Annotated in this window: 14 protein-coding genes and 1 pseudogene; 11 read left to right on the top strand and 4 right to left on the bottom strand. The window is 70.3% G+C overall.

Going from position 1 to position 19,979, the window contains the following annotated elements; all coding sequences use genetic code 11:
• From ACFVQZ_RS31145 to ACFVQZ_RS31135, 3 genes are all read left to right on the top strand, one after another.
• Positions 1-300, top strand: a 300-nt coding sequence (locus ACFVQZ_RS31145; protein ID WP_383628079.1) for an alanine:cation symporter family protein, incomplete at its 5' end; no start/stop codon positions are given.
• A gap of 224 nt (positions 301-524) precedes the next feature.
• Positions 525-1,829 (top strand): Na+/H+ antiporter NhaA, encoded by a 1,305-nt coding sequence (gene nhaA, locus ACFVQZ_RS31140; RefSeq protein WP_383628077.1) that lies wholly within the window; start codon positions 525-527, stop codon positions 1,827-1,829.
• Positions 1,826-2,095, top strand: a complete 270-nt coding sequence (locus ACFVQZ_RS31135; protein ID WP_383628075.1) for a hypothetical protein — start codon at positions 1,826-1,828, stop codon at positions 2,093-2,095. Before nhaA ends, ACFVQZ_RS31135 begins: the two co-directional genes overlap by 4 nt.
• Before the next feature lie 17 nt (positions 2,096-2,112).
• On the opposite strand, the gene ACFVQZ_RS31130 is transcribed toward ACFVQZ_RS31135, so the two are convergent.
• The 4 genes from ACFVQZ_RS31130 to ACFVQZ_RS31115 all read right to left on the bottom strand — a co-directional run bounded on the left by ACFVQZ_RS31130 (position 2,113) and on the right by ACFVQZ_RS31115 (position 6,682).
• Entirely contained in the window at positions 2,113-3,735 is a 1,623-nt protein-coding gene (locus ACFVQZ_RS31130) for a hypothetical protein (RefSeq protein ID WP_383628073.1), read from the bottom strand.
• Between the two features lie 5 nt (positions 3,736-3,740).
• Positions 3,741-4,631: an ATP-binding cassette domain-containing protein gene (locus ACFVQZ_RS31125; RefSeq protein WP_383628071.1), complete on the bottom strand. Its 891-nt coding sequence runs from the start codon at positions 4,629-4,631 to the stop codon at positions 3,741-3,743.
• Positions 4,632-4,978: 347 nt separating this feature from the next.
• Positions 4,979-5,455, bottom strand: coding sequence for a hypothetical protein (locus ACFVQZ_RS31120; RefSeq protein ID WP_051788413.1), 477 nt, complete (start codon positions 5,453-5,455; stop codon positions 4,979-4,981).
• Positions 5,456-5,803: 348 nt separating this feature from the next.
• Positions 5,804-6,682, bottom strand: coding sequence for an LPXTG cell wall anchor domain-containing protein (locus ACFVQZ_RS31115; protein WP_383628069.1), 879 nt, complete (start codon positions 6,680-6,682; stop codon positions 5,804-5,806).
• A gap of 610 nt (positions 6,683-7,292) precedes the next feature.
• Here ACFVQZ_RS31115 and ACFVQZ_RS31110 point away from each other — a divergent pair.
• The 8 genes and pseudogenes from ACFVQZ_RS31110 to ACFVQZ_RS31075 form a co-directional block, all read left to right on the top strand.
• Entirely contained in the window at positions 7,293-8,543 is a 1,251-nt protein-coding gene (locus ACFVQZ_RS31110) for a cation:proton antiporter (protein ID WP_383628067.1), read from the top strand.
• On the top strand, positions 8,530-8,979 hold the full coding sequence (locus tag ACFVQZ_RS31105; RefSeq protein WP_051788416.1) for a CBS domain-containing protein: 450 nt from the start codon (positions 8,530-8,532) through the stop codon (positions 8,977-8,979). Before ACFVQZ_RS31110 ends, ACFVQZ_RS31105 begins: the two co-directional genes overlap by 14 nt.
• Positions 8,980-9,440: 461 nt before the next feature.
• Positions 9,441-10,013 (top strand): hypothetical protein, encoded by a 573-nt coding sequence (locus ACFVQZ_RS31100; RefSeq protein ID WP_383628065.1) that lies wholly within the window; start codon positions 9,441-9,443, stop codon positions 10,011-10,013.
• Positions 10,014-10,225: 212 nt separating this feature from the next.
• Positions 10,226-11,182 (top strand): HAMP domain-containing sensor histidine kinase, encoded by a 957-nt coding sequence (locus tag ACFVQZ_RS31095; protein WP_030497914.1) that lies wholly within the window; start codon positions 10,226-10,228, stop codon positions 11,180-11,182.
• Positions 11,179-11,835, top strand: coding sequence for a response regulator transcription factor (locus tag ACFVQZ_RS31090; protein WP_030497915.1), 657 nt, complete (start codon positions 11,179-11,181; stop codon positions 11,833-11,835). The genes ACFVQZ_RS31095 and ACFVQZ_RS31090 overlap by 4 nt, the downstream gene beginning before the upstream one ends.
• Before the next feature lie 286 nt (positions 11,836-12,121).
• Positions 12,122-18,331: a DNRLRE domain-containing protein gene (locus ACFVQZ_RS31085; RefSeq protein WP_383628087.1), complete on the top strand. Its 6,210-nt coding sequence runs from the start codon at positions 12,122-12,124 to the stop codon at positions 18,329-18,331.
• Positions 18,332-18,448: 117 nt separating this feature from the next.
• Positions 18,449-18,640 (top strand): hypothetical protein, encoded by a 192-nt coding sequence (locus tag ACFVQZ_RS31080; RefSeq protein ID WP_030497917.1) that lies wholly within the window; start codon positions 18,449-18,451, stop codon positions 18,638-18,640.
• Positions 18,641-19,212: 572 nt separating this feature from the next.
• Positions 19,213-19,560, top strand: a pseudogene (locus ACFVQZ_RS31075) (MBL fold metallo-hydrolase); the annotation flags it as partial.
• Positions 19,561-19,979 lie beyond the last annotated feature (419 nt).

Raw genomic sequence — 19,979 nt, 5'->3', positions numbered from 1 at the left:
TACTGCATGAAGGCCTGGACGCACCTGTTCGGCCGCAGCCGCGCCAGCGAGCTCACCTTCAAGGTCCTCTACACCGTCTTCGCCGTCGCGGGCTCCCTGCTCACCCTCCAGACCCTGATCGACATGGCCGACGCGGTGCTCTTCCTGCTCGCCGTCATCAACATCATCGGCCTCTACCTCCTCGCCCCCGTCGTCAAGCGGGAGCTGAACTCCTTCCTCGCCTTCGCCAAGCGCCGCGACGCCGGCCTCGACACGGCGGACGAGGCCACCGACCAGGAGCCGGTGAGGACCACCGTCTGACCGCCCCCGCGGCCCGGCTCCCGAAGGACCCTGTCCCCGCGCCTCGGCGGGGACAGGGTCCTTCACCCTGTCGACGCAGGTCAGCGATGCCCTGGTGAGACCCCCGCGCTCCCACTAGGGTGTGAAGAAGGCATCAAGAACCACGATGCTGGTGTGCCGGGAAGTCTGGTCGGCGTCCGAGGGCCTGTGCGCCCGTCCACCGACATGCCCCGGAGGGCTCTCCCATGACCCAGGCACGCCCTCGCAAGACCGTCTTCGGACTCCTTCCCTGGCCCGAACGCCAGGCGATCGCCGAAGCCCTGCGCACGGAGACCGTCGGCGGGCTCGTGCTCCTGGCGGCGGCGATGGTGGCACTGATATGGGCGAACAGCCCCTGGAGCGGCGCCTACGAAGCCGTACGCGACTTCCACTTCGGCATCCCCGCCCTCGGCCTGGACCTCTCCGTGGGCCACTGGACGGCCGACGGCCTCCTGGCCGTCTTCTTCCTCGTCGCCGGCATCGAGCTGAAGCGTGAACTCGTCGTCGGTGAACTGCGCACCCCCGCCACCGCCGCACTGCCTGTCGTCGCCGCCCTGTGCGGCATGGCCGTCCCGGCCGCCCTCTACGTCCTCACCGCGAAGGCGGGCGGCGGCTCGCTGGAGGGGTGGGCCGTGCCGATGGCGACCGACATCGCCTTCGCCCTCGCCGTCCTCGCCGTCATCAGCACCCACCTCCCCTCCGCCCTCCGCGCGTTCCTGCTGACGCTCGCGGTCGTCGACGACCTCGGCGCCATCCTCATCATCGCGATCTTCTTCACCTCCGACCTCGACTTCTGGGCCCTCGGAGGAGCCGCCGCCGGCCTCGTCCTCTTCTACGTCCTACAGCGACTGCGGATCCGGGGCTGGTGGTGGTACGTGCCCCTCGGCATCGCCATCTGGGCCCTGATGTACAACTCGGGCGTCCACGCCACCGTCGCCGGCGTCGCCATGGGCCTCATCCTGCGCACCACCCGTGACAAGGGAGAGGAAGCCTCGCCGGCAGGACGCGTCGCCCACCTCGTGCACCCCTTCTCCGCCGGCGTCGCCGTCCCCCTCTTCGCGCTCTTCGCGGCCGGCGTCAGCGTCTCCGGCGAAGCCCTCGGCCAGGTGTTCACCGACCCCGAACCCCTCGCCGTCCTCATCGGCCTCGTCGTCGGCAAGGTCCTCGGCATCTTCCTCGGCACCTACCTCGCCGCACGCTTCACCCGCGCCCAGCTCAACCCCGACCTCGCCTGGGCCGACGTCCTCGGCCTCGCCACTCTCGCCGGCATCGGCTTCACCGTCGCCCTCCTCATCGGCGAACTCGCCTTCCCCGACCCCGCCCAGGCCGAACACGTCAAGGCCGCCGTCCTCGTCGGCTCCCTCACCGCCGCCGCCCTCGCCGCCCTCCTCCTGCGCCGCCGCAACCGCCTCTACAAGCAGCTCTACGAGGCCGAGAACCGCGACGACGACGGCGACGGCATCCCCGACTGCTACCAGACCGAGAGCGGCGTGGGCGGTAGCAGCCGGTGACCGAGGGCGGACACGGCCCCGCGCTCCTCGGCTGCGCCGCCGTCGTGGCGGCCCTCGTCATCCGGACCGCCGTGACGGAGATGAGGCGACCGGGCAGCACGCGCCAGGCATGGGGCTTCCTGACCACCCGCCGAGGGTGGACCACCTTCCTCGTGACCGCCTGCGTGCTCGCCGCCACCACCTACGCCATGGCAGGGGCGACGTACCTGCCATGGGCCCTGCTCGCCGCCCTGCTGATCACCCACGTCGTCTCGGACAAGAACTGACCCTGCGCTCCGAACGGTCAGACACGAAGATCCCGCCGCCGATAGCCGGCCGCACCGACCACCACGGCAAGAACGCCGACGACCGTCATCACCATGGCCGCGGCCCGGCCGGCCGGGACGTCGGGCACGGCCGTCAGATGCGTGAAAGGAGACATCCGACCGATCCACGCCGGCCATCCCCAGGTGTCGGCGAACACCTTCAGGAGGAACCCTCCCGCGGCCGGTACGCATCCGGCGACCGTGACCGCGCGCGGAGCCCAGGCGAGCGCGAGCGCCCCGGTGCCCAGGCACAGGAAAACGACGGGCAGAACGTTCCACGCCCCGGACAGCGCGGCGAGAAGACCGAGGCCGGCGCCGACCGCCCTGGTCCCGGCCCAGGTGGCCAGCCCGGCGACGGTCGTGAGCACGACCGCGCCCCCGACCGCCGCGGCGACCTCGGCGGTGAGCACCCGCACCCGGGTGACAGGCTGGGCGAACAGCAGCGTCAGCCGTCGCGAGGTCTCGTCCTGGGCCAGACCGGCGAGCCGGACCGCGGCGAACGCCCCGACGGGGACGGCCAGGAGCGCGAACAGCGTGGCCACGTACCCCTCGACGGTGACCAGCCCGCCGAAACCGGCCTGCGCGGCGAGCTCGGCGAAGCGGGGGTTGGCGGCGAGGAAGGCCGTCATCGAGACGGCCAGCACCCCGATGAGGAAGTAGTAGGCACCGATTCCCGTCGACCAGGCGGCCAGCGGCCGGAGAAGGCGGCGCACGGCGAACGCCCGGACCGAACCGAGCAGGACCCTCCGTGGCGCCCGGCCCGAAGAGGACGGCAGAAGGCCGCCGCGGACGTCCCGTCGCCCTGCCGCGGCGACGGCGGCGACGGCGAGCAGCACGCAGACGGTGCCCAGGACCGCCAACGGCCCCATGTGGTCCCCGTCGTAGGGGCGTGCGAGCGCCGCCATGCCGAAGGCTGTGAACCAGCGCAGCCACTCCAGACCGGCGATGCCGTCCCCGACCATCTTGAGCAGCATGCCCACGCCGAGCACCGCCACCGCCGCACCACTGGCCGCCGGCCGCGCGGCGAACACCTGCGACATGAGCGCGCCTACGGAGGCGAAGAACACCCCGCACAAGGCGAGGCCGGTCGCGTGCGCCATCGCGCCACCCGCGGCCGCACCCGCGGCGACGAGACCGGCGAACGCGGCCACGCCCGCCACGAGCGCCCAGACCACGAGGGTCGCGAGGTGGCGTGCCACCACGTTCCCGACCGGTACGCGCCCGGCGAGCAGGACGTCCCACCGGCCGGCGTCCTCCTCGCCCCGGGTGATCCGCGTCGCGGCGAGCAGTCCCCACACCGCGAGCAGCACGGAGAGCGCCGTCCCCGTCCGCCATACCGCGAAACCGCCGGCGTCATGCAGCGCCACCGGTTCGCCGAGCAGCGTCCGGATCGCCGGATTGCCGGCCAGAGCGGCCAGGGCCGCGGCGTCGGACGGGCTTGCGACGGCACTGCGATGGGCACCCACCGCGACCGCGGACATCAGGGCCGTGAAGGCGATCACGACGACCGCTCCCCGCCATGTCTGCCGCAGCGCCAGGCCCGTGACCGCCCACGCGGCGGAAGAGGCGGCTCCCCGGTCCTTCCCGATCCCCGTCTCCACGGCCGTCACCGCTCCTGCCCGCCGTAGTAGCCGAGGAAGATCTCCTCCAAGGACGGCTCCCGCACGGCCAGGCTCAGCACGCCGCCGGCCGCCAGCGCCCGCAGGGCCGGCCCGGGCGGGCCGGTGAGGACGAACCGGACCGTCGTCGCGCCGGTCGCCTCGACCTCCGCCACGCCGGGCACCCGCGTCAGGTCCGGCGGCGCGGTGGCGAAGCCCGCCGTCACCTCCGTGCGATGCAGCCGTCGCAGCTCTCTGACAGTCGCGACGTCCACCAGCCGTCCCGCGCGCAGGATCGCCACCCTGTCGCAGACGGCCTCGACCTCGGCGAGCTGGTGCGAACTGAGGAAGACGGTCTGGCCATTGTCCCGGGCCTCACCCACCGCCCGGCGGAACTCCCTCTCCACCAGCGGGTCCAGACCGCTGGACGGCTCGTCCAGCACGAGCAGAGGAGCCCGCGTGGCGAAGGCCGCGATCAGCGCGACCTTCTGCCTGTTCCCTGTCGAGTACGTCCGGCCCGGCTTGGACGGATCCAGACCGAACCGTTCCACCAGCTCGTCCCGGTAGGCGAGGTCGGTGCCCGGCCCCGTCCGCGCCAGCAGTTCGAGCGTCTCGGCGCCGGTCAGCCGGGGCCACAGCGCCACGTCGGCCGGCACGTGGGCCAGACGGCGGTGCGTCACGGCCACGTCGGCGGCGTCCGCACCGAAGACCCGGGCACGGCCGGCGGTCGGCCGGGCCAGCCCGAGCAGCAACCGGATGGTGGTGGACTTGCCGGCGCCGTTGGGCCCGAGGAACCCGAACACCTCGCCAGGCGGGACGCTCAGGTCGAGCCCGTCCAGCGCCGTCGTACGGCCGTAGCGCTTGGTGAGGGACTCGGTATGAAAGGCGGGCGAGACCATGAGGCCTCCACGAGAGGGAACGGCGGGCGCACGGCCCCTGACCGCCGACCAGACTTCCCGGCACACCAGTCGTGAACGTACTCCCGCCCGAGCCCACTCGACAAGAAGCAACTACCGACTGCCGCCGAGGACATCAGAACGCGACGCGTGTCACCCCCTCCCAGAGGGCCCGTTCTCGGCAGGGGCGGGGCGGATTCCCGCACGCCGTCCTGGTGCGGAGAGCTCGACATACGCGGGCCGGTCGCAGCGAGCCGTCCCGTCCCGCCTGCGGGCGTGCTCCGCGCCTTCGGCCATCGACCGAGTCGAACCGATGACCGCTCCGGAAAGCTCCGGCCCCGGAAGCGGACTCAGCAGTCGCCCTGCGAGACCTTCACGGTCAGCCGGACGGTATGGACCTTTCCCAGGCTGCGCGGCGGTTCGGGGGGAGAGAGGCGCACGCAGAAGGTTTCGGACAGGTGGGCCGCGCTGATCTCGAAGCCGTCCTCCGTGGGACTGCCCAACGCACCGCTCCCGGTGCCATCGTCGGTGGGCCTGATGACGAGGTCGGCCACGGGGCCCTCGTCCGTTGCCTCGATGGCGTCCCTGATCAAGCTGTCGTAGCCGAAGTGCACCCGCTGCGGCCGGGCCTCCAGCTCGCGGGCAGCCTCATGAACGGCGCCGCGCAGCTCCGACTCGCTCCACTGGCCGGTGTCGGAGACGTAGAGGTAGAAGCCGACCAGGCCGGCGACGGTCGCGAGCATCAGCACCCGGGCCACGGGGCTCCGCGTGTTGTAGACCCAGCGGCCCCTCTGCACGAACACGGGCTCGCGATCGCCCCACGACATGTGATCCTCCTCGTATGTTCCGATCTTCCGTGCCTGGACGCGTCACTGTCCGGGCACGGGAACCCATCGGGGTCGGGCAGTACAACCGAGCGCCTTGCTCACCCTCGGCACCCCTGTGCGGCGTTCGCTGACGTCGCCCCACGCGCCGGCAACAGCGTCGATGCCCTCCTCATCCGCTGTGCGGAATGCCTGTACGACGGGCAGCCCGCCGACGGTGGGCGTGCATCGGGGAACTGCTGCTCAGGTCCAGTTCGGTACGTCTCGACTGGTCGAGGACCGCGCCACGGCTTGGCGAAGGCGCCCATCTCGGCGCTCCGAGGTCGCGTAGCGGTGGGAGACGGGGATCCGTCAGGCCGCGGTCGTCCGGCGGCGCTTGAGGGCGAAGACGACGCCGGTGCCGGCGAGGACGGCCATGCCGCCGACGGTGGCGAGGACGGGAAGCTGGGAGTCGGCTCCGGTCTCGGCGAGGACGCCTTCGGGGTTGAGCTCGATGTCGCCGGCGGGCTTGCCGGGGAGGGGCTTCTTTCCGCCTTCCTGCGGTTCGGCCTCGTTCGTGTCGCCGGGCTCGGTACCGGCGGCGAGGATGTCGAACTCGTAGAAGTTCTGGTCTCCGGCGAAGACGCAGTTGCCCTCGTCGTCGGCGTAGACGCCGATGGTGATGGCGAAGCCGGAACCGGCGGGGGCCTTCTCGTCGACGCTCAGGCGCAGGTCGATGGAGAGGGTCTCCTTGGCGCGGACGTCGGTGTAGCCGAGGTAGCCGGCCCCTTCGTCGTCGGCGGCGAGGGAGATGTCGGTCCACTGGCCGGTGTCGGGGTTCTTGAACTGCAGGGTGAGGTGGCCGGTGGTCTCCCCCCAGGTGTCGGCGTCGATGGCGGCGGCGAAGACGCCGAGGTCGACGCGCTGGTAGGCCTTGTCTCCGGTGTTGACGACGTTGAGCTTGAAGGGGTGGAACCCGCTGCCGGCGACGACCTGGGAGGGCAGCCCGGACAGGGTGGTGCTCAGGTTCTCGTCGAGAGTCGGTTCCTGCTCGCCGTCGCATATGTCGGCAGGGGAGGACACCGTCGAGGAAGGCGTGGGCGTGATGGCGCCCTGCGTGGGGGTGGGCTGCGTGGAGGGTGTCCGGTCGGGGGGCGAGGTGACCTCCGGCGTCGCGGTGCCGGGCGCGGAGGTCTCCACGGCGGGGCCGGCCGAGTCGGCGGCGACGGCAGCGGCTCGGCGGAGCTTCATGAAGACCCTTGTGTGACTCGGGGTGCCGACGGGGGCGGCACGTGCATCGCACGGTGACGTCCGCCTTCCAGGAGGAAGCCGGTGCTCAGCACACAGGTGAAGAGTGCAGGGCCCCACGCCTGCGGGTCGCGAGAAAGGCTTACTGCAGCGGAAGCCGCCACAAGTGGAGCGAGCCCCCGGCGGACCCTTCGGCCCGGCAGGCGCTTGCGCAGCAGCTGGGGCAGAGCTGCGGCTCCCACCACTGCCGTGATGATCCAGAGACTCACCACAGTCCTCCGTGCCGATTCCGATGGCCGCCGTTGATGCGTGTGGCCCCATGTTTCCAGCCAGAGCGTAGCGGTAGGAAACGGTGTGCCGGAGGCATCCCTTCTCGGTGGGTGAGAGACGCCCAGGGCGGGATGGAGCTCTTCGACGTGATTCCAGGACCGCTCAGGTCGCTACCGGCCGACCTTCAGTTGCCGGGCCCCGGCAGTGTGGGGCAGGGATTCGTGCACGTCAAGGGCCCGACAATGCCGCGTATGGAAGGTGTAAGTTTCCTGGTGGTGTGCCGGGAAGTCTGGTCGGCGAGCAAGGGACACGTGTCTTCTCTGCTGATCGGGGGACTTTCTTCATGGTGCTCGTCGCCGTCTTCGGGGCCGCGCTGCTCGTCGCGGTTCTGCTGTCCGGGCTCGCCGCCCGCACCGTCCTGTCGACCTCGCTCCTGTTCCTCGTGGGCGGCGCGCTGGTCAGTGACGGCTTCCTCGGCCTGATCCACGTCACGCCCGAGAGCGAGATCGTCGCGGTGACCGCCGATCTCGCCCTGTTCGCCGTGCTGTTCACCGACGGCATGCACGTCTCCTTTGCCAAACTGCGGGCGAACTGGCGCAATCCGGCCAGGGCGCTGGGAATGGGCATGCCGCTCGCCTGTGTCGGCATGGCGCTGGTCGCCCACTACCTCGTGGGCCTGGACTGGACGACGTCCTTCCTGGTCGGCGCTGTCCTGGCGCCGACGGACCCGGTGTTCGCCTCCGCGATCGTGGGCCGCAAGGAGGTGCCGGCCCGGCTGCGGGAGCTGCTGAACGTCGAGAGCGGCATCAACGACGGACTCGCCCTGCCGGTGGTCCTGGTCCTCATCGCCGCCGCCGGACCCACCGCGGCCGGCGCGGAGGCGTCGTACGGAAGCATCGCCCTGGAACTCGGCCTCGGCCTCGCCTTCGGCGTGCTGCTCCCGCTGCTCGTCAACGGACTCGTACGCCTGCCGCACCTCGGCGCCGAACCCAAGCTGCAGCCCCTGCTGCCGCTGGCCACCGGGATCATCCTGTACGCCGCCTGCCACCTCACCCACGCCAACCCCTACCTCGCCGCCTTCTCCGCGGGCGCGGTCCTCGCCGCCGTCGCGCCGGAGTCCCACAAGACGTTCGAGCCGCTCGGGGAGGCGCTGGCGGAGCTGGCCAAGTTCGCCGCGCTCCTGGTGTTCGGCGCGCTGCTGACCCCACAGCTGTTCGGCGACCTGTCCTGGGGCGGCTACGCGGCGGCGATCCTCGCCATCGTCCTGATCCGGCCCGGCTCACTGCTGCTGTCCCTGTGGGGCACGCGGATCGACCGCCGGGAGAAGCTGGTGGCCGCGTGGTTCGGCCCGAAGGGCTTCGCGTCGGTCGTCTACGGACTGCTCGTCCTCCAGGCCGGCATCCCGCAGGGACAGGAGGCGTACACGCTCATGGCGGTCTGCATCGCCTTCTCGATCGTCGCCCACAGCAGCACCGACGTTCCCATCGCCCGCCTCTTCCACGTCGACGACCTCGTCGACACCGGCACCACGCCCGGGCCCGCTTCCGGTGACGGGACGAGCACAGGAGGATCGGTCCCTCATGCACGCACGTGATCTGGCCTGGCCCTGCACCCCGGTCCGCCTGGACACCCCCCTCCACGAGGCCGTGGGGCTCCTCATCCGTGAGCGGACGCCGGCGCTCGTCGTCGTGAGCATGGACGGACACCCCTTCACCGCCGTACCACCCGCCACGATCCTCAACGCCGCCCTGCCCCGCCCCGTACGCGACGACCCCCTGCTCGCCGCCGTCGTGGGCGAAGCGCTCGACGACACGGTGCGAGCCAGGGCCGACGCCCTCTCCCTGGCCGACGTCCTGCCCCAACGCCCGCCCGCACCACCGGTCGTCAGCCCCGACGCCTCGCCCCTCCACATGGCCGCCGTGATGGAACGCACCGGCAGCCCCGTCGTCCTGGTCGTCGACTACACCGACGACCAGCCGCACCTGCTCGGCACCGTCGACGCCACCACCCTGCTCCAGCACTACTTCTGAAACCGGACCCCGGGCACTTCCCGCCCGCCCCCAGGGGAGGCATGGATACTCGACGCCCCCACCAGCGGCCTCACGCACGCCGGCCCTTCCGTACACCGGACCCGCAGATGACCTGGGCATCGTGCGGTCCGGGGACCGGGTTCCTAGGCGGCGGTGGTCGTCAGCGTCAGCGCCAACTGCGACTGGTCTCTGAACGAGCTGCTTCCCGTCCGCAGCGGTGGCCGTGCCGCTCACCTTGCCCTACGGTGATCCATCGGTTCAAGTGCCCTCCAGAGGAGCGGTGTTGAGCGGTAGAGGGGGGTCGTCGGCGGGCATGGGGTGCCTGGCCGCGGGGGTGTTCATGGTGGGGGCCTTCGGGGGCCATTTCCTGGCCGTACCGGCCCACGTTCGCGGCGCTGCTCGACGCTCAGACGCCGCCGCAGAGGGTGCAGGGCCTCGCCCATCACGCCTTCCTGTACGGGATGGTGGTGCTGACGGCGTTCGCGGTGGCCGCCCTGACTGGGCGCGGGCGGAGGTTCGTCTGGTGGCTGGTAGTGGTCAGGGCCCTGGTGCTGGCGGTGATCGCGACGGTGGTGGTGGGCTGGGTGGAGCCCCGCGTCGCGGGTGCCCCGTGGAACGCCCGTGCGCTGGCGGAAGGCCTGGCGGCCGGTGCCGTCGCCTTCGTCTTCTGGGTCGTCGTGCGGTGGTGGGACCGCACCTGTCGGCATCGGCCGGTCGCCGGGCAGATCTGGCTGTCCAGGGTGCCGTTCCGCGAGGGCGGGGGAGCGCTGCCGCACTACCGCGTCGTGCTCAGGGCCCGGTGGCGGCATGCGGAGGTCCTGCAGATCACCACCAAGAACAAGGACGACCGGACCGATCACATCCGCATCCCCGACGAAGGGTGGGACCACGTCTCGGGGCGCGCCCACTGGGTGGAGAGGGGGCTGCCACCGCGTCTCGTGCCCTATGGCGACTTCGAGAAGGCCCGCCCGCAGGGGCGATGCCCCCGCACCACATGGCGGCTTCTCCGCGCGGCGCGGCCCGTCAGGACCTGAGTCTTCCAGTCACCGATCTCCTGACCCGCGAAAATCAATGCATGACGAACGGCATAGCTGTCCGGACAGGGCACCTCCCGGCGGGCGGAGATGGGTGTCAGCATGTATGGACGGACCGAGCGTGATCGCCAAGAATCCCTCTTGCTCGTCGTCACAGCACCCCCAAGGACGGGGTGAGCGGACGGATCCACGGAGCTAGGGGGAGGTCCGCGGTGTCGTTGTTCTGGCGGATCTTCGCGATGAATGCCTTCCTTCTCATCGTGGCCACTGGGCTGCTGTTGAGCCCGTGGGTCACGGTCTCTCACCCCGTTCTCTTCGACGAAGCCGTGGTGCTGACCGTCGGGGTGCTGGCCATGCTCGTGGCCAATGGCCTTCTCTTCCGGCACGGGTTGGCGCCGCTTGAGCGGCTGTCCCGCGCGATGGCGAAGGCGGATCTTCTGCATCCCGGCACGCGGCTCAAGGCCACCGGGCAGCACGAAATCGCGGAGCTGGTGGACACGTTCAACGCGATGCTCGACCGCCTGGAGAACGAGCGCGCCACCAGCAGCGCCAGGGTAGCGGCGGCTCAGGAGGCCGAGCGGCGGCATATCGCCCGGGAACTTCACGATGAGGTCGGTCAGGCCCTGACAGCCGTGCTCCTCCAGTTGAAGTGGCTGGCGGATCAGGCTCCCACGGAGTTGCGGAAGGACCTGCACGCGGCACAGGAGACGACCCGGGAAAGCTTGGACGAACTGAGGCGCATCGCCCGCCGGCTGCGCCCCGGGGTGCTGGAAGACCTGGGACTGGTCAGTGCCCTGCGGGCGCTCACGGCCGACTTCACCACCGCAGGAGTCGCGGTGCGGCACGACCTCGACCCGGGGCTGCCGGGCATGGCGCCCGAGGTGGAACTGGCTATCTACCGGGTGGCCCAGGAAGCCCTGGCCAACGCGGCGCGTCACTCGCATGCCGACCGCATCGAGCTGGACCTCAGGTACCGGACGCCGGGAGCCGTGGACCTCGTCATCCGTGACAACGGGCACGGCCGTCGAGACGCCGCAGAGGGATCCGGCATCCGGGGCATGCGTGAACGCGCGCTGATGATCGGAGCGGAGTTCTCCATCGGGACCTCACGGGAGGGCGGAACAGCGGTGCGTCTGCGGGTACCGGTGACAGCGGGAGCCGAGCGGTGACCACATCTGCGACTCGCATCCTGCTTGCCGACGATCACGCCCTGGTACGTCGTGGTGTGCGGCTGATCCTGGACGCAGAACCGGACATGTGTGTCGTGGCCGAAGTCGGCGACGGGGCCGAGGCCGTCGCCGTGGCACGTCAGGTACCGGTCGACCTGGCGATCCTGGACGTCGCCATGCCCCGGTTGACCGGCCTGCAAGCCGCTCGTGAGCTCTCACGTGCGCATCCGGGCCTGCGCATCCTGATCCTCACCATGTACGACAGCGATCAGTACTTTTTCGAGGCGCTGAGGGTGGGAGCCAGCGGGTACGTACTGAAGTCCGTGGCGGACCGTGACCTGCTCGGCGCGTGCCGTGCGGCCATGCGTGGGGAGTCGTTCCTCTACCCCGGTGCCGAGACCACGGTGATCCGCAAGTACCTCGACCTGGCAGAGGACGGCAAAACCCTTCCGGAGAAGGCGATCACGGACCGTGAGGAAGAGATCCTCAAGCTGGTTGCCGAAGGCCACACCTCGAAGGAGATCGGCGACCTTCTGGTCATCAGTGCCAAGACGGTGGAACGCCACCGGGCGAACCTGTTGCAGAAGCTCGGACTGCGCGACCGGGTCGAACTCACCCGTTACGCCATCAGGACAGGCTTGATCGAGCCGTAACAACGACCTTTCCGACAAGCCTCCGGCCCCGCCGGCCGCGAGGCGGCCCCGCCATGCCGCCGTCCCCTGACGGTCCTGACCTCTATCCCACAGCCGCGCCCTCCCACCCTCCTGTGGGAGGGCGCCGGGACCGGACTTCGCACCGGCCCCAGCACCACCATGAGAAACGCATACAGGGAGAAAAGTGACCAGCCAGATACCGGAGCCCTCATCAGGGTTCCGTTACCGACCAAGACTCGACCAACACAAGGGCATCCGCACCACCGCGGTCGGAGTGGCCCTGCTCATGTCGGTGTCGATGCTCTACGGCGCCGAAGCCGCCGTCGCCGCGCCCAGCGGTCCGCAGGCGGCGGAGGCCCCGCAGACGCCGCTCGCCGCGACGTCGGCCACTGACATCGCCTCCGCCCGTGTGGCGGCACGGCTGTCGGGCAAGCGTGTCGAGGCGTTGTCAGAGCGGACCGAGTCGTCGACGACGTGGGTGAACGAAGACGGTTCCCTCACGACCGAACTGTCCGCCGGACCTGTCCGATTCCAGGACCCGGCCACCGGCGACTGGCGTGACGTCGATGTCGAGCTCGTCGGCGCCTCGGACGGCTCTGTCGTCCCGAAGGCCCACCCGCAAGGACTGAAGCTCGCAGGCAAGTCCGGCACCAAGGCCTCCTCCCTGCGTGCCGCCCAGTCCGCCCCGGCGACGGACCTGGTGACCCTGGGCACCGGTGACGAGGCGATCACCTTGCAGTGGCGCGGCGGCCTGCCCGCGCCCAAGCTCGACGGCACCCGCGCCACCTACCAGGACGCGGTACCCGGCGCGGATGTGGTCGTGGAGGCCACGCGTACCGGCTTCGAGCAGTTCGTCGAGGTCAAGGCCAAGCCCGCTGCCGGGTTCTCGTACACGCTGCCGCTGAAGACCAAGGGCATGAAGGTCGAGCAGCAGTCGGACGGCAGCGTGCTCTTCACGGACAAGAAGTCCAAGAAGAGCGCAGTCATGCCCGCCCCGGTCATGTGGGACGCCACCGTCGACGAGGTTTCCGGTGAGCACACCCGCCGGGCCAAGGTCGCCATGAAGGTCGTCAAGACCAAGGACGGCGTCGACCTGGTCCTCACCCCGGACGCGGCCTTCCTGGCCGACCCGGCGACGAAGTACCCGGTGACCGTCGATCCGTCGACGTCCGCGCTGGGCAATCTCTTCGACACCTACGTCCAGCAGGGCGAGACGGTCGACTGGTCGGCCGACACCGAGCTGGACCTGGGCAACCCGGGAACGAAGAACGCCGACGGCACCTATCGCACCGCGCGTTCCTTCATCACCTGGAACACCGCGCCGGTCGCGGACGCACTGGTCTCCAGCGCGTCCCTGTCACTGTGGAACTTCCACTCCGGCAACACCGACTGCACCGCCCAGCCGTGGGAAGTGTGGACGGCGAACAACGCCTCCACGGCCTCGCGCTGGACGAACCAGCCGGCGATGGTCACCAAGATGGCCACCTCCACCCAGACCAAGGGCAACCCGTCCTGCACCGCCGACGGGTGGATCAGCGCGGACGTCACGAACCTGGTGCAGCACTGGGCGAACAACAAGTGGTCCCACGCCGGCATGGGTCTTCGTGCCACGGACGAGAACGACATCAAAGAGTGGAAGCGGGTCAACTCCGCCAACGCCGCCTCGAACGTTCCGAAGCTGACCGTCACGTACAACTACCGGCCCCGCACGGGAACGAAGCAGGAGGCGGGCGCTCCGTTCTTCTCCTACGGCGGCGCCTACGTCGTCAACACCACGACGCCGATCCTCCGTGACACGTTCGTCGACGCCAACGGCGACAAGGTCAACGGCACCTTCCAGATCTTCGACTCCGCCACCAACGCCCAGGTCGGCGACGTCATCGTGTCCCCCTGGGTGAACTCCGGGCAGGTCGCCTCGGTGACCGTCCCCGCCGGGGTCCTCACGAACGGCAAGACGTACAAGTTCCGTACGTCACCGTACGACGGCACGCACTACAACCTGGGCTGGTCGGCGTGGAAGACCTTCACGGTCGACACCACCGCCCCCTCCGCTCCCACCGGCATCACGTCGACGGACTACCCGTCCGCCTCGTGGGTCAAGGGCGCAGGGCAGGCCGGCACCTTCACCGTGACCCCGCCGTCCGGAACGGACCACAACTGGCTCGAGTGGTCCCTGGACGGTGTGACCTGGACCAAGGTCACCACCGGCGGCGCCTCGGGCGCCAAGGCCATCTCGGTCACCCCGCCCAAGAACGGCACCCACACCCTCCAGGTCCGCGCGGTCGACAAGGCGGACAACAAGTCCGAGGCCGTCGACTACACCTTCCACGCCGGCCCCGGCGGCTTCGTCCAGCCGGCCGACGGCGAGCGCACCGCACGCCGCCTCCCGCTCGTCGCCGAAGCCGACGGAGCCAAGTACGACAAGGTGTCCTTCTCCTGGCGCCGCTCCGAGGCCGACGCCTGGGCGCAGATCCCGGCCGGACAGGTGACCTCCGGCGGTACGCCGCTGACCGCGTGGCCGGTCCCGATGACGGGCGGCAAGAACGCCCCCCTGGTCTGGAACGCGACCGACACCGTCAACCCGGACGGCACGGTCCAGATCAAGGCCGACTTCACCGGCCCCGGTGGTACCGGTGCCACCCAGCCCCTCTCCGTCGTCGTCGACCGCAACGCCAGCGGCGCGGCCGTCGACGAGGTGGGACCCGGTTCGCTCAACCTGCTCACCGGTGACTACTCGCTGTCCGCCGACGACGCCTCCGCCTTCGGGCTCTCCGTGTCCCGCACAGCCTCCTCCCGCACCCCGGACAAGGGCGCCAAGCAGGAGGGGCAGGCACCGATCTTCGGCAAGGAGTGGGTCTCCGGCACCGTGGCCGAGGCCACCGATTCGGACTACTCCCATATCCGGCGGATCTCCGACACGGCCGTCGCCGTCGTCGACTCCGAGGGCGAGGAGACGCACTTCACGGCGAACGCCGCCAGAACAGCCTGGGTGCCCGAGACGGGCTCCGAGTTCCTGACCCTCACGGGCAACGTGTCCGGTTCCTTCACGCTCACCGACACCGAGGGGACGGTGACCGAGTTCACCAAGCCCGACGCGGCCGCCGCCACCTGGCAGGTCTCCTCCACGCTCCTGGACGGCCTCGCCGGCACCACCACCACGGTCGTCTCCGAGACGGTGACCGTGGACACCAAGAAGCTGTCCCGGCCCAAGCGGGTCATCGCCCCCACCTCCGCCGCGACCGCGGCCACGTGTACGGCGACCCCGGCCACCAAGGGCTGCCGGGCACTGGAGTTCGTCTACGCCGCCACCACCACGGGTACCGACACTACCTTCGGTGACTTCGCCGGCCAGGTGAAGGAGATCCGGCTGTGGTCCACCGAGCCCGGTGCCGCCGCGGCCACCTCCAAGGCCGTGCAGACGTACGCCTACGACGCGTCCGGCCGACTGCGCCAGGCATGGAACCCGCAGATCAGCCCCTCCCTGAAGACCGAGTACTCCTACGACGCGGCGGGCCGTGTCACCGGCCTGACCCCTGCGGGGGAACTGCCCTGGACCTTCACCTACGGCAAGGCCGGCAACGCCGCCACCGCCGGTGACGGCATGCTCCTCAGGACGTCCCGCTCCGGCCTCCAGCAGGGCACCAAGGACGTCGAGTCCGGCACCGCGTCCACGTCGGTCGTGTACAACGTGCCGCTGACCGGCACCACCGCCCCCTACAAGATGGGCGCGGCGGACGTGAAGGCCTGGGGACAGCTGGACGCCCCGACCGACGCGACCGCTGTCTTCCCCGCCGACGCGGTACCCGCCTCCCACGACGGCAGCACGCTGACCTCCGGCTCGTACACCCGCGCCGAGGTCACGTACATGGGCGTCTCCGGCCGTTCGGTGAACAGCGCCACGCCCGGCGGCCACATCACCACCACGGAGTACGACCGCTTCGGCAACACCGTCCGCGAACTGTCCGCCGGCAACCGCGCCATCGCCCTGGGCATCGGCGCCGCCGACAAGGCCGCCCAGTCCGAGCTCGGCATCGGCCTGCTCACCAGCGCCGACCGGGCCGACCTGCTGGCCACCAAGTCGGTCTACGACGGCACCGGTATGCGCGAACTGGAGGAGCTCGGCCCGCTGCGCCGGATCGAGCTCACCGCCGACCTGAAGTCCGGAACGACGACGCTCGTCTCCGCCGGCACGTCGGTGACCGCCCGCTCCCGGAAGGTCAACGAGTACGACGCCGGACGTCCCACCGACGGCACAGCCAAGGTCAAGGACCAGATCACCAAGGTCACCACCGGAGCGGAGGTGCGCGAGCACCCCGGCATCCACGGCGAGACCCGCATCACCCAGACCGTGTACGACTGGGCCAAGGGCATGCCCACCCAGACGATCAAGGACCCGGGCGGTCTCTCGATCACCGAGACCACCGAGTACGACGCCCAGGGCCGCGTCATCAAGCAGCGGCTGCCCGGAGCCACCGGCACCGACGCGGGCACCCGCGTGACCACCTACTGGTCCGCGACCGGCACCGGCACCTGCCAGGGCCGCCCCGAGTGGGCCGACCTGGTCTGCTCCACCGGACCCGCCGGCGCCATCACCGGCGGCGGCTCCAACCCCACCCAGCTGCCGACCACCACCACCGAGTACAGCTGGTGGGGCGGCCCCGCCAAGGTCTCCGAGACCGCCAACGGCAGCACCCGCACCACCACGACCACCTACGACAACGCCGGCCGCGCCACCAAGGTCGCCGTCACCGGCGGGATCGGCCAGGCGGTACCGGAGTCGACCAACGAGTACGACCCGGCCACCGGGCGCATCGTCAGGACGGTCTCCCCGACCGGGGGCACCATCACCAAGGCGTACGACAAGCTCGGCCGCCAGACGTCCTACACGGACGCCGACGGCGGCGTGACCACCACCGAGTACGACCTGCTGAACCGGCCGGTGAAGGTCACGGACAACGCGCCCTCGACCGTCACCTACACCTACGACCACACGGCCGAGCCCCGCGGTCTGGCCACCAGGACCACGGACTCCATCGCCGGCGCCTTCCAAGCGACCTATGACGCGGACGGCTCCGTCGCGACGGAGAAGCTGCCCGGCGGCTACACCCTCACCAGCACCGAGGACACCACCGGCAGCCAGCTCAAGCGCACCTACACGCGTGACAGCGACGGCGCGATCGTCTACGCGGACACCGTGACCGAATCCGTCCACGGGCAGGTCACCACTCACGCGGGCTGGTCCGACCAGAAGTACGGCTACGACGCCACCGGCCGCCTGATCACCGTCGAAGACACCACCGACACCGTCTGCACCAAGCGGACCTACACCTTCGACAACCGCACCAACCGCAAGTCCCTCACACGCGCGACGGGCACCCCCGGCGCCGACTGCCCCACCACCGGAGGCACCACCACCAGCCACACCTACGACAGCGCCGACCGCCTCGTCGACACCGGCTACGTCTACGACGCCTTCGGCCGGTCCACCTCGGTCCCCGGCAGCGGGACGGTCGGCTACTACACCAACGACCTCGTCCACCAGCAGACCGCCAACGGCACCCGGCGGACCTGGCAGCTCGACGCCGCCCACCGCTTCCGCTCCTTCAAGACCGAGACCGGCAGCGGCAGCACCTGGACCCAGACCGGCTCCAAGCTGAACCACTACGACGGCGACGGCGACAACCCCCGCTGGATCGTGGAGGACACCGCCACCGGCGCCCTCACACGCAACGTCGAATCCGCCTCGGGCGACCTCGCCGCCACCACCAGCAAGACCGGCGACACCGTCCTGCAGCTCACCAACATCCACGGAGACGTCGCCCTCCAGCTCCCGCTGGACACCAGTCAGGCACCCGTCGCCCTCGACAGCGACGAGTACGGCAACCCCCGCGCCGGTCAGCCCGCCACGCGCTACAACTGGCTCGGCGCCAAGCAGCGCTCCACGGAGACCCTCACCGGCCTCACCCTCATGGGCGTCCGGCTCTACAACCCGGCCACCGGCCGCTTCCTCTCCCTCGACCCCGTCTACGGCGGAAACGCGAACGCCTACGACTACGTCCACGCGGACCCGCTCAACAGCTACGACCTCGACGGCAAGTGGGGCTGGTTCAAGAAGAAGTGGAAGCGCTTCAAGCGCAGCGGCGTCGGACGCTGGGTCAAGAGGAACCGCGTCTGGATCGCCGGTGGCCTCGCCGGCGTCGGCTGTGGCCTCGTGACCTTCGGAACAGCAGCCGCCGCCTGCGCGGTCATCGCCGGCGGAGCCGCCAGCGCAGGCGCTCAGTGGGCAGGAAACCGCCGATCCACCCGAAGCGAGATCATGTGGGCCGGCATCTCCGGCGCCGCGGGCTTCGGAGGAGGCGGCGCGGCCCTCGGCGCCATCGGCAGATGGGGACTCAAGGCCGGGCTGCGACGATGGCTCCCGGGAAGCGGCCGTCACGCCAAGTACAAGCCCGCCTCCCACCGCAAGCGGAACTGGTACTCGCGACGCTGGTGGTAGCACCTACCCACCGGTCTGACCAAGTCCGGTAACAGCACAACCATCAGGAACCGGGGCGCTGCCGCACCTGCACTCGCGAGCAGCGCCCCGACGTCCCCCCGCAAGGAGTGGAACAAGGTGAACGAAAGCCGCAGCAACGCCAAGATCATGCCGGTCTTGGCCGTCCTGGCCTTCGCGGCAGGTATCGCGTTCTGGGTCATGAGAGGAGCGCGGGAGAGCGCTGCGATGTTCGCCTGCTCGGCGGTCATCTTCGCAGCCTCATGGTTCTTCGCCGTGCGCGCCGCCCGCGGCGACGAAGAACAGAACTGACCCTTGCAGGACGGGCGGGCCCGGTGCGCAGTCGACCGCCGTACGGCTACCGCGCATGCCGGGCCCGTCGGCAGCCAGACCGTGCAGGGCCAACGGCAGGATCTGGTCCCGGATGAGGTCCAGGCTGACATTGGTCGAGGTCGAAGCAGGCTTCGCGCATCAGCTACGACCCACCGCTCTCTTCAGTGGCACGCATCCCACTGTGTCCGACTCGGGGCTTGACGTGGGGCGCTGCCATCGACATGGTTCCTCAGACCCGATCCGCAGCCTGTTGCCGTCCCAGTGGACGACCAGCGGGACTCAGAGCAACACGAATGGGCTGGCTGGTGACTTGAGTCAGAGACGCACCGGCAGTAGGCCGCGAACCTCCGACTCGGTGACCGCAGGCCAGGTGGCGGCGCGGTCGGTGAGGTGACACCCGCAGCAGTTCGGGGGCTTCGTCCGTGACCTTTCCGGGTGGCGCGGAGGGCCTGAGACCAGTCCTCGGGCCTCCTGGAGTTGTGGCCGGTAAGACCTGATAGTGCGTCATATCGCCCAAGAACCACACGGACTATACGCCGATGTCTGGGGCGTGGCCAGACATTCACATGACGCCTGCGCAGGGGGTCCAGGCCCATCTTGACCTGCAGGGAGGTGCTCCGTCCGGTGTGATGCTGCCGATCCACTGGGCCACCTTCAACCTGGCTCCGCACCCGTGGGCGGAGCCGGGGGAGTGGACGAAGGACGCGGCGGAGGCGGCGGGGCAGGCGGTGGCGTTCCCCCGTCCCGGTGAGCCGTTCGAGCCGGCGGGCAAGCTGCCCGCGGATACCTGGTGGCGCGGGGTGTCTCAGCCGATCGCCCGTCCGTGGCGCCGGCCGAAGCCGGCGCAGATTCCTGCCGAGGCGTCCGAGCGGGATCTCGACCTGGCGGGTGACCGGTGACGTCGGGTGAGGAGGAGCTGGGCAGGCTCGTGGCCCTGCTGACCCGTCTCTCGGCCGACGAGCGTGATCGTGCGCTGCGTGCTCTGGATGGTCCGTCCCGGAGAAAGCCTTCGGCGAGTATCCAGCAGTTCGTGCCCTTGCCCTCCCGGGCAGCCTCGTCCGCGGTTGTCGTCCGAACATGCATCGTAAGTTCGTGAGCATGAACCCGGAGGGGCCTCGCCGGTTTGGCGGCGGGGCTCCCTTTTCGTCCTGTACCGGGTTACTCGCGTGCAGCTGAAGCGTTGAGGCTCTTCGTTGCTGACGCTTCCGGTGAGGGTGACGGCAGTGATGGTGGTCATGTGGTTGGTCACTGCGGAGGACGCGAGTGCGGAGGCTGCTGGGTATACGGGACGGTCGCCCCGTGCTCAGAGAAGGGTCCG

Source organism: Streptomyces sp. NPDC057854 (genome assembly GCF_042797055.1).
Lineage (GTDB): Bacteria > Actinomycetota > Actinomycetes > Streptomycetales > Streptomycetaceae > Streptomyces.
The sequence above is the reverse complement of the archived record's forward strand: the minus strand, read 5'-3'. Positions and strand labels throughout refer to the sequence as shown.

What these genes read in the sequence shown, in the direction of transcription:
- nhaA (WP_383628077.1), top strand. Translation starts at nt 525, where the DNA reads ATGACCCAGGCACGCCCTCGCAAGACCGTCTTCGGACTCCTTCCCTGG.
- ACFVQZ_RS31125 (WP_383628071.1), bottom strand. Translation starts at nt 4,631, where the DNA reads ATGGTCTCGCCCGCCTTTCATACCGAGTCCCTCACCAAGCGCTACGGC.
- ACFVQZ_RS31120 (WP_051788413.1), bottom strand. Translation starts at nt 5,455, where the DNA reads ATGTCGTGGGGCGATCGCGAGCCCGTGTTCGTGCAGAGGGGCCGCTGG.
- ACFVQZ_RS31115 (WP_383628069.1), bottom strand. Translation starts at nt 6,682, where the DNA reads ATGAAGCTCCGCCGAGCCGCTGCCGTCGCCGCCGACTCGGCCGGCCCC.
- ACFVQZ_RS31110 (WP_383628067.1), top strand. Translation starts at nt 7,293, where the DNA reads ATGGTGCTCGTCGCCGTCTTCGGGGCCGCGCTGCTCGTCGCGGTTCTG.
- ACFVQZ_RS31105 (WP_051788416.1), top strand. Translation starts at nt 8,530, where the DNA reads ATGCACGCACGTGATCTGGCCTGGCCCTGCACCCCGGTCCGCCTGGAC.
- ACFVQZ_RS31100 (WP_383628065.1), top strand. Translation starts at nt 9,441, where the DNA reads ATGGTGGTGCTGACGGCGTTCGCGGTGGCCGCCCTGACTGGGCGCGGG.
- ACFVQZ_RS31085 (WP_383628087.1), top strand. Translation starts at nt 12,122, where the DNA reads ATGTCGGTGTCGATGCTCTACGGCGCCGAAGCCGCCGTCGCCGCGCCC.